4 protein-coding genes are annotated in these 4,671 nt (G+C 72.8%); all 4 read left to right on the top strand.

Going from position 1 to position 4,671, the window contains the following annotated elements:
- The first annotated feature begins 92 nt into the window (after nt 1-92).
- The 4 genes from JFN87_RS32070 to JFN87_RS32085 all read left to right on the top strand — a co-directional run bounded on the left by JFN87_RS32070 (nt 93) and on the right by JFN87_RS32085 (nt 4,552).
- Entirely contained in the window at nt 93-1,046 is a 954-nt protein-coding gene (locus JFN87_RS32070) for a carbohydrate ABC transporter permease (RefSeq protein ID WP_209345872.1), read from the top strand.
- 119 nt (nt 1,047-1,165) lie between these two features.
- Entirely contained in the window at nt 1,166-1,957 is a 792-nt protein-coding gene (locus tag JFN87_RS32075; RefSeq protein WP_245182808.1) for a carbohydrate ABC transporter permease, read from the top strand.
- On the top strand, nt 1,957-3,282 hold the full coding sequence (locus JFN87_RS32080; RefSeq protein WP_209345876.1) for an ABC transporter substrate-binding protein: 1,326 nt from the start codon (nt 1,957-1,959) through the stop codon (nt 3,280-3,282). The genes JFN87_RS32075 and JFN87_RS32080 overlap by 1 nt, the downstream gene beginning before the upstream one ends.
- 136 nt (nt 3,283-3,418) lie before the next feature.
- Nucleotides 3,419-4,552, top strand: coding sequence for an ADP-ribosylglycohydrolase family protein (locus tag JFN87_RS32085; protein WP_209345878.1), 1,134 nt, complete (start codon nt 3,419-3,421; stop codon nt 4,550-4,552).
- Nucleotides 4,553-4,671: the final 119 nt, after the last annotated feature.

The raw sequence follows: 4,671 nt of genomic DNA on the forward strand, positions 1-4,671 counted from the left end.
GTGCGCCAGGCGCCGGCGCGGCCCGCGCCCCCGCCCGAACGGGTGGCACCGCGTGGTGTGGACCCGTCGGCCGCGTGCGCGGGGAGCGCCACATGAGCGCCGGCCTCGCCACCCGCCCCCCGAACGGCACGCGGCTGCGGAAGCCGCGCGACGCCGCCGGCCGGCGCAGGATGCTCGGCCTCGAACGCGACGCCTGGTTCCTGCTGCTGCCCGCGCTGATCCCGGTCCTCGTCCTCAGCGTCGGCCCGCTGCTCTACGGGCTCGCGCTGGCATTCACCGACGCGCAGTCCGGCGTCACCCGTTCGACGTCCTTCACCGGCCTGAGCAACCTCGCCGACCTCAGGCTCGACTCGCTGTTCTGGGACTCGTTCAAGATCGGCATCATCTGGGCGGTCAGCGTGACGGCCATCCAGTTCGTGCTCTCGCTCGGCCTCGCGATGCTGCTCAACCAGAACCTGCGCTTCCGGTGGCTGACCCGCACCCTGGCGCTGGTGCCGTGGGCGATGCCCGAGGTCGTCGTCGGCATCATGTGGCAGCTCGTCTACAACCCGGACGCGGGCATCCTCAACAGCACCCTGCGCAGCCTCCATCTGACGTCCGGTCACACCGACTGGCTCTCCAGCCTGACCCTCGCGCTGCCCGCGGTGATCGTGGTGGGCGTGTGGGCCAAGATGCCGCAGACCACCGTGGTACTGCTGGCCGGCCTGCAGAACGTACCGGCCGACCTGCACGAGGCGGCGGCGCTCGACGGCGCCGGGCTGTGGCGCCGCTTCACCGCGGTGACCTGGCCCGCGATGAAGCCGGTGGTGCTGTCCATCACGGCCCTCGACTTCATCTGGAACTTCAACTCCTTCGGCCTGGTGTACGTGCTCACCAATGGCGGGCCCGGCGGCAAGACCCGGCTGCCCACCCTCTTCGCCTACCAGGAGGCGTTCCAGTACGGGCAGTTCGGCTACGCCGCGGCGATGGGCCTGGTGATGATCGCCGTGATCGCCGTCCTGCTGACCGTGTTCCTGCGCAACCGTCTCAAGGAGGCCGACCAGTGAGCAGCACCGCCACGCCCGCGCGGGACACCTCCGCCGCACCCCACGCACGCGCCGGCCGGAGGCCGCCTCGGCGGCGCACCGCCGGGCGCCTCGCCGGCAGGACGGGCCAGTACCTCGCCCTGCTGTGCTACGTGGTCTTCCTCGCCTTTCCCCTGCTGTGGCTGGTGTCGACCGCGTTCAAGTCACCGCAGGAGCTCGGCTCCGTCGACCCGACGTGGCTGCCGCGCCATCCGACGCTCGCCAACTTCCGCACGGCGATCGACGAGCAGCCGCTGCTGCGCTCCGCGCTGAACAGCCTGCTGGTGTCCGTCGTCACCGCGGTGGTCTCGGTGACGATCGCGGTGCCGGCCGCCTATGTGATGGTGCGGTTCAGGTCGGTCGTCAGCCGGCTCGGCACGGGCTGGGTGCTCGTCAGCCAGATGTTCCCGTTCGTGCTGGTCATCATCCCGCTGTTCCTCGTGCTGAAGAACCTCCACCTGGTGGACTCGCTCCCCGGCCTGATCATCGTCTACGTGGTGTGGAACCTGCCGTTCGCGCTGTGGATGCTCCAGGGGTACGTCAAGGCGGTGCCGATGTCGCTGGAGGAGGCCGCGTCGATCGACGGGTGCGGCCGGCTGCGCACGTTGCACAGTGTGGTCCTGCCCCTGCTGGTGCCGGGGCTCGTGGCGACGCTGATGTTCTCCTTCGTCACCGCCTGGAACGAGTTCTTCTTCGCCCTTGTCCTGCTCAAGTCCCCGGAGAAGCAGACGATGTCCGTCATCCTCACGCACTTCCTCGGCGCCGAGGGCGCCGCCGACCTCGGCCCGCTCGCCGCCGCCTCCGTGCTGGCCACACTGCCGAGCCTGCTGTTCTTCGCGTTCCTCCAAAAGCGCCTGGTGAGCGGTGCGATGACCGGGGCGGTGAAGGGCTGATGCGCCGCCGCACACTCCTGGGCGGCGCGGCCGCGACCGCCGCTGCCGCCGCCTCCTCCTCCCTGCTGACCGGCTGCGGCGCGTCCGGTGACGGGTCGGGCGTCCCGACGCTCGACTTCCTGTCGCTCGCCTGGCAGAAGGAGTCGATGGCCGCGAACAAGGCACTGGTGGCGCAGTGGAACAAGAACCATCCCGAGGTCCATGTGCGCTACGTGCAGGGCAGTTGGGACAACGTCCACGACCAGCTCCTCACCTCCTTCGAGGGCGGCGCGGCGCCGGACATCATCCACGACGAGGCCATCGACCTCACCGACTTCGGGTACGGCGGCTACCTCGCCGACCTGACGGATCTGATCCCGGCGGACCTGCGGCGGCGGATCCCCGATTCGGCATGGGCCACCTCCCGCTTCGGCGGCGGCCTGTACGGCGTCCCGTTCCTGCAGGAGCCGTGGGTGCTGATCGCCAACAGGACACTGCTCGACCGGGCGGGCATCGCGCTGCCCACGGAAGAGCGGCCGTGGAGCTGGGCCGAGTTCGAGGACGTCGCCAAGGAGCTCACCCACCACGGGTCCGGCGGGGCGGAGCGGTTCGGCACGGCCTGGGCGATGAAGTCGCCGGTCAACGCCACGGTCAACCTGTCGATGTCCATGGGCGGCCGAATCCTGTACCGGCGGAAGGACGGCACACCCGAGGTGCGGCTCGGCGCGGCGGACTCGGCGTTTCCCGAGCTGATCCGCCGCCAGGTCCGTACGGACCGCACGGCCTCTCCCAGCGCGCTGGGCATGGGCGGCGGCGACACGCTGCCCGGCTTCTTCGCCGGGCGGTACGCGATGCTGCCGCTGGGCTTCTCCTACCGCCAGCAGGTGCAGCAGCAGGCACCCGACCACTTCGACTGGGTGACGCTGCCCCTGCCCGTGGGGACACGCGCGCCGGACGGCGGCCGCGCGCAGGGCGTCAGCCCGCAGACCCTGTCGGTGGCGAAGTCGTGTCCGCATCCGAAGGAGGCCGCCGCGTTCATCGCCTTCATGACGCAGACGGCGCACCTGGTCCAGCTGGCACGCGGCGACTGGCTGGTGCCCACCGGCGACGCCGCGCTGCACGACCCGTCGCTCAACACGGCGAAGGACGGCTGGTCGACGGGGGTGGCCGTGGCGCAGCACCTGACGGCGTCGCCGGTCCTCGGGATGCGGGGCTACCCCGAGTGGAAGGACAAGATCGCCACACCCGCGCTCCAGCGGTACTACAGCGGCGGCACGGACCTGGACGGGCTGCGGGGGCAGCTCGTACGGGACGGAAACCGCATATTCGAGCGCTACCGGAACTGACCGGCAGGTGACCGGGCGGCCCCCTTCCGGGCCGCCCGGTCACCGCACACACCACCAGGCACCACCGAGCACGACGCGCAACGCACCACGCACCACGCACAACGCACCACGCACCACGCACCAGGAACGGCACGGTATGAGCGCCCCATCCGCCTCCCCCACCCTCACCACTCCCCATCGTCCGGCTCCGCCACCCGGCTCCCCGCCGCCCCTGGCACCGCCCACCCGCGAGGCGCCCGAGCCACCGCCCGCGTCCGGCAGCCTCCGCGACCGCGCGCGCGGCGCGCTCATCGGTCTCGCGGTGGGCGACGCGCTCGGGGCGCCGGCCGAGAACATGAAGCCCTCGCAGATCAGGGAGCGCTGGGGCCGCATCGAGGACTTCGTCTCGGACGACCCGGCGGGCACGGACGACACCGAGTACGCGATCTTCTCCGGTCTGCTGCTCGCCCGCCACGGCTCGGCGCTCACCGTCGGCGATGTGGAGGCGGCCTGGCACTCCTGGATCGCCGACCGCAACGAAGGCCCCTTCCGCGGCGCCGGGTTCAGCGAGCGCGGCACCCTGGAGAACCTGCGCAGGGGCCTCGCCGCGCCGATCACCGCACAGCACCGGCACGCGTGGAGCGACGGCCTGGCGATGCGGGCGGCCCCCTTCGGCGTGTTCGCCGCCGGGCGGCCCGTCGAGGCGGCGCGCCTCGTCGCCATCGACGGCACGGTGAGCCACGAGGGCGAGGGTATCTACGGCGGGCAGGCCGTCGCCGCGGGTGTCGCCGCCGCGATGGGCGGGGACGGCGTGCCGGCCGTGCTCGCCGCCGCCCTCTCGGTGGTACCGGACGACTCGTGGACCGCGCGCTCGCTGCGGCGCGCGGTGACCGCGGCGGGCCGCCTCAGGCTGGACGGATCGCTGACCCGGCTCGACCGTGAGCGTGCGCTGAGGGCCTCGGTGGTGATCGGCGGCTATCCGTGGACGGACCTGGCGCCCGAGGCAGTGGGCCTGGCGTTCGGCGCGTTCGCCCTGGTGGGCGGTGAGTTCGCCGGGTCCGTGCTGGGCGCCGTCAACATGGGCAGGGACGCCGACACCACCGCCGCGGTCGCCGGCGCGCTCGCGGGCGCGCTCGGCGGGGTCGGCGCCATCCCCGAGCGCTGGTCGTCCGCGGTGCGGCCGGTGCGCGGCAGCTGCCTGCCGTCCATGGCGGGCCATCACGTGCGGGACATCGCCGACCTGCTCTCACCCGCGCAGGACGCGGCGCGCGACGGGAGGGCCGGGTCGTGAACGCGGACACGCGCGGGGCCGCGTCCACCGCGGCCTCCGGACCCCGCCCCACCGGCCGGGCGGGCGTTCCCGGGCCCCAGCGCCGAGGCGACCGCGCGGAGCGCCCCGCCGCGAAGGGC

The sequence above is a fragment of the Streptomyces montanisoli genome (assembly GCF_017813245.1).
Taxonomy (GTDB): Bacteria; Actinomycetota; Actinomycetes; order Streptomycetales; family Streptomycetaceae; genus Streptomyces; species Streptomyces montanisoli.

Bases quoted from the DNA above. Each gene is read 5' to 3' on its own strand.
- JFN87_RS32070 (WP_209345872.1), top strand. From the start codon at position 93: ATGAGCGCCGGCCTCGCCACCCGCCCCCCGAACGGCACGCGGCTGCGG.
- JFN87_RS32080 (WP_209345876.1), top strand. From the start codon at position 1,957: ATGCGCCGCCGCACACTCCTGGGCGGCGCGGCCGCGACCGCCGCTGCC.
- JFN87_RS32085 (WP_209345878.1), top strand. From the start codon at position 3,419: ATGAGCGCCCCATCCGCCTCCCCCACCCTCACCACTCCCCATCGTCCG.